Annotated in this window: 6 protein-coding genes; all 6 read left to right on the top strand. The window is 25.8% G+C overall.

Annotated features, from left to right (window positions below):
• Positions 1-368 (top strand): hypothetical protein (locus CRU91_RS12320; RefSeq protein ID WP_222718476.1); only part of this gene is annotated, 368 nt, incomplete at its 5' end.
• Between the two features lie 275 nt (positions 369-643).
• Entirely contained in the window at positions 644-1,057 is a 414-nt protein-coding gene (locus CRU91_RS11955; protein ID WP_146951622.1) for a hypothetical protein, read from the top strand.
• Positions 1,058-1,069: 12 nt separating this feature from the next.
• Positions 1,070-2,008, top strand: coding sequence for a lysozyme inhibitor LprI family protein (locus CRU91_RS11950; RefSeq protein ID WP_113895441.1), 939 nt, complete (start codon positions 1,070-1,072; stop codon positions 2,006-2,008).
• On the top strand, positions 2,008-2,388 hold the full coding sequence (locus tag CRU91_RS11945; protein ID WP_113895440.1) for a hypothetical protein: 381 nt from the start codon (positions 2,008-2,010) through the stop codon (positions 2,386-2,388). Before CRU91_RS11950 ends, CRU91_RS11945 begins: the two co-directional genes overlap by 1 nt.
• On the top strand, positions 2,375-2,779 hold the full coding sequence (locus CRU91_RS11940; protein ID WP_113895439.1) for a hypothetical protein: 405 nt from the start codon (positions 2,375-2,377) through the stop codon (positions 2,777-2,779). Before CRU91_RS11945 ends, CRU91_RS11940 begins: the two co-directional genes overlap by 14 nt.
• Positions 2,780-2,789: 10 nt before the next feature.
• On the top strand, positions 2,790-4,599 hold a 1,810-nt coding region (locus CRU91_RS11935), incomplete at its 3' end, for a hypothetical protein (RefSeq protein ID WP_222718475.1).

The raw sequence follows: 4,599 nt of genomic DNA, 5'->3' as shown, positions 1-4,599 counted from the left end.
ATAGAACAAATGAGAAGTTCCAAGAAGAAGATATATACGCTAGAAAAGGAAGAGGGGATTTAGAAGAACTGTATGAGAATATTTCACTAGCAAGTGATTATAGTAAATATAAAAATGAAACTGTAGTGTTAGTAGATAAGAATGGAAATCTTATAAGTGATACAAGTAAACTTCAAGAGATAAATACTCTGTTCCAAACTATTCAAAATATCCAAGATGAAACACAAAAAGAAAAAGCTTTAAAAGAGTTCCTAGAAGAGTATAACTTTGTATCTCAAAAAGATTATGTAGATAAACTAATAAAAGAGAATAACCCTGTAAATAATATAAGTTATAGTAATAATAAAATATTTAAAAACGTATCATAAAATAAAGATACTTTAAGGAATAAAAATATAATATACAAAATGACAATTGGTATTAAATAATTAAGTTTTTAATATCATTTTTTAATAGGGTTTAGAATATTAAAATTATACAAGGAAACAAGTGAAAGCTTTTAGGGAATTAAAATCTTTAGATACTATACTTTACAGTTATATATATAGATATACAACTAGTTTAGTTTTATCTTTACAATTAAATAAATCAAAAAATTTAAAAACAATACATTTTATAAATTGTGACATTTGTGAGTTATAAAGTGAAATTTTCAGATTATTTTAATAATTTATTATTATTTACAAATATAGTTTTATGGATATTTATAATTTATGTTATTTTTATTAGTTTAATAATAGGAAATATATTAGATAAAGATTATAAAACACTAATTATTGTTCTAATATCATTAGGAATTATTATAATAATATTTGGATATTGGTTTTATGCAAAAATAAATGCCTTTAGAAAAAGTAGTGAATCTGTAGGAGAATCTGTAGGAGAATCTGTGGAGTCACTTGTAAAAAGAAGAACTTTAAATGAAAAATTAAGAATTATAGAAAAGTTAGCATTATATTTATATGAAGATAAATATAGTATAAAAATTGGGAATAGAATAGGTATTACATTAATATCTATTGGTGTAATAATATATATAGTTAAGTATATTTTATAAGGAGTGAGATTTATGAAACAAATATCTATAATTTTAATATTTTTTGTTAACTTAATATATGCACAAAGTATAGAGTTTTATAAGCCAAGTTTTGATTGTGGAAATGTAAAAAAAGATAGCATTGAATTTTTAATATGTAAAAGTAATGATTTATCAAAATTAGATATAGAATTAAATGAAATATATAAAAAACTTATACAAATAATACCAGAAAAAAAAACACTTATAGAAGAACAAAGAGAGTTTTTAAAAGATAGAAAAACTTGTACTAATGAAGATTGTATTAAAAATATATATAAAAATAGATTATATATTCTAAATAGTATTTATAAATTTCTTAATGTAAAATTAGACGAGTATAAATCAGAAAAAATTAAATATATTGATATTAAAGACTTCATATATTTATATGAAGTAAAAAGCAATTTATTTACAAGTAAATTATTAAATATAATTGATATTTTTGAAAAGAATAATTATATTTTGGTTGAAGATGGCTTTTTAATAAGATTTTATGATGTTAGATTGAATAATGGAATATATTATGTAAATAATAGAACGGGAAGAATAAAGAGAGTAGTGGGTGGAATAATAGATAATTGGTTTATTATAGAAAACTATACACCAACAAAAATAGTTGTTAAAATATTAGATGGACATCGTGGATTAGGATATGAAAGTATAGAAAGCATTACCATAAAAGATGGTGAAAATATTGAAAATAAAGTTATTATTGAAACTCAATATGATATGGAAAGTGGATTTTGCAATAGAGCAGAAGTTTTAGGAATAACAAAAGCAGGTGATATAAAGAATTTTGAATATGATGAAACAAAAAATTTTTTAAAAATAGATTTTATTGAACAAGATTGCTCAAATAAAAAGATTTCAAATGAAAAGTTGGTTTACGATTTAAAAAAAGATATTTTTATAAATTTTAAGGATAAATAATGGCTGATATAAAAATTACTTGGGAAAATTTTAAAGGATTAGAATTAATAACTGATGAATTTCAATATAGCGTTGCTAAAAGACTTATTACTAATGAATTAGGTGACATATCAAATGGTTATATGTTATCCCATGCTAAAAGGGGTGAGTCTGGTTGGTCTTTCGGCGGACATCAAATGGATTTATCAAAGAATTCAGAAGGGGTAAAATTATTAAAAGATATTATAATGCATCAACATGGGACTAGTTTTTGGACTCCTTCTCTTGAAACAGCTTTAAAATCTAATGATGCATCTCTTCTTTCATCTAGTGATAAAATTAAAATAAATAATGCTCTTAGTTCAGATTATGGTAAGGAAAAAATAAATGAAACCTTTTAAAGAATATATAGGAGATATATTAGTTTATTTACTAATAGCTTTTTGGTTATGGATGCTATATTTTTGGTTTAGATTAATATTTATATTTATAAAAGAAGAAGATTACAAAACATTAATTTTTTTCTTAATATTATCTGGAATAGCCATTATAGTAGTTGGATATATTTCTAAGTCGTATGTTTATAACCGCAGTATAGCAGGAGCATATATAATAGAGTATTTTCAAGAACTAAGAAAAAAACAAGAATTAAAAGAAAGAATAAGTTTAAATGATAAACTAGATTTATGGGCATTAGATGGATATATAATAAAAATTTGTAATAGAATAGGTATTACATTAATATCTATTGGTATAATAATATATATAATAAAATATCAGATTATAGGCTAAAGGAAAAAATATGCCAAATAGTAATCAAACAGATACAGAAAACATTAAGAATATAGCTAATTCTGAAAATGAAAAAGTTGAAAATAATGGAAATGGTAATAATCAAACAAATATAGAAAGAGCTGATCAAATAATGGGCATAATCAGTGATTTATCAATATTAGCTCCTGAAAAACTAGCTCCTTATATTGGATTTTTATCTTCAAATCCAGCAGCTCTTACAAGTTTTGGTGTATTAGTTGATAAAATAAAAGATGGTACAGCTACAAGAAATGATTATGTACATGCACTTACAAGTTTGGGGGGAGCAGCTGTTGGTGTTGCTGATTTAGTTAAATTAGGATTGACTGGAACTCCTATAGGGTTCATAACTTCAATAGGAATAAGTTTAACTCTTGCTACAATAGAGTATGTTGATTCAAGAGATTATGACTTTGATACAATAAAAGGTGATATAAATTCTCTTACAGATAGTCTTTCAAGTATGATAGATGAAATAAAAGAACAAATAAATTCTAGTGATTTCAGTGATATAGAGAAAAATAATTTTATAAATATGTTACCAAGAATAGAAACTTCTTTTGGTTCTGATGGTTCAAAAGTAGTAAAAATATCTGGTAATACTTATATTCTTCCTGAAGTAACAATAACAGCTAATGGAGAGCCAACTACTCCTAAAGTTCCTATGACACCAGCAGATTATGATGCTCAAATAAAAGATGTTCTTGGAATGATTGCTGAGGGAGATAATGTGAGTGCAAAAGATATGATAATTTCATTACAAAATGCACCTAAAAGTATGTTAGCTATGAAAGAAGTATTGTTGGCTAAGGGAGAAAATGAATTAGCTCAATGGATAGATGATAATGGAAAATTTAAAGAAAATACTCCTGAACATATAAAAGAAAAAGCTTATTTGGAAGCTCAAGAGGATAATGCTTTAGCAAAAAAATTAGGAGTTTCTAATGTCCCAGAGGGTTCTTCAGATACTTATAACAAAAATGAAGAAGAGATAAGAATAAAAGTAGAAATAGAACATAAAAAATGGTTAGAAGAAAATGAAGGAAATGCTCTTTCAACAAAGCTAGGAAGTAGTATAGGTGGAAGTATAGGAAGTATAATCATAGCAAATAATGATTATTCAAATATAGAAAAAATAGCCATTTCAACTTCAACAACAGTTGTAGGGCAAAATGTAGGAGAATATTTATTTTGGGATAAAAACGGTGGAAATGGTACGAGTGCATTTGATGATATAGGAACAGATTTTAAAAATACTCTTCAAGGAGCAGTAGTATCTTTTGCTATTTCATCTTTTTTTGCTAAAAATGATACTCTAGGCGATATTCTAGGAATGGATGGAACATTTGTAGGTGGATTGGTAGATTATTCAGTTACTTTTACTGCAGGATATTATGCTTCAATAGAGATATCAAATGCTATTAAATTTATGGAAACTGGAACTTATGGAACAAAAATAGGTTCATTGGATGGACTTGCTGGTGGATTTGCAGGAGCATTAGGTGGTTATTTAGGAAATACTTTTGCAAATAAAATAATGGGTTGGGATACAAAAGATGAAGCATTAGGTGCGAATATAGGTTCAGCAGTTGGAACATTGGCTTTATCAAATGTTATAGCAGCACTTGTTGCAACAGGACCAGTAGGTTGGATAGCTGCAGTGTTTGTAGCATTTGGTGGTTCAGCCATAGGAAATGTAATAGGAGGAATAGTAGGTGGATTGTTTGGTAAAAAATCCCCTCCTCCACCAAAAGCCCATGCAAAATATGAATTTGATGAAGAAGATGAAAGCTATAACC

Source organism: Aliarcobacter vitoriensis (genome assembly GCF_003316695.1).
Taxonomy (GTDB): Bacteria; Campylobacterota; Campylobacteria; order Campylobacterales; family Arcobacteraceae; genus Aliarcobacter; species Aliarcobacter vitoriensis.
The sequence above is the reverse complement of the archived record's forward strand: the minus strand, read 5'-3'. Positions and strand labels throughout refer to the sequence as shown.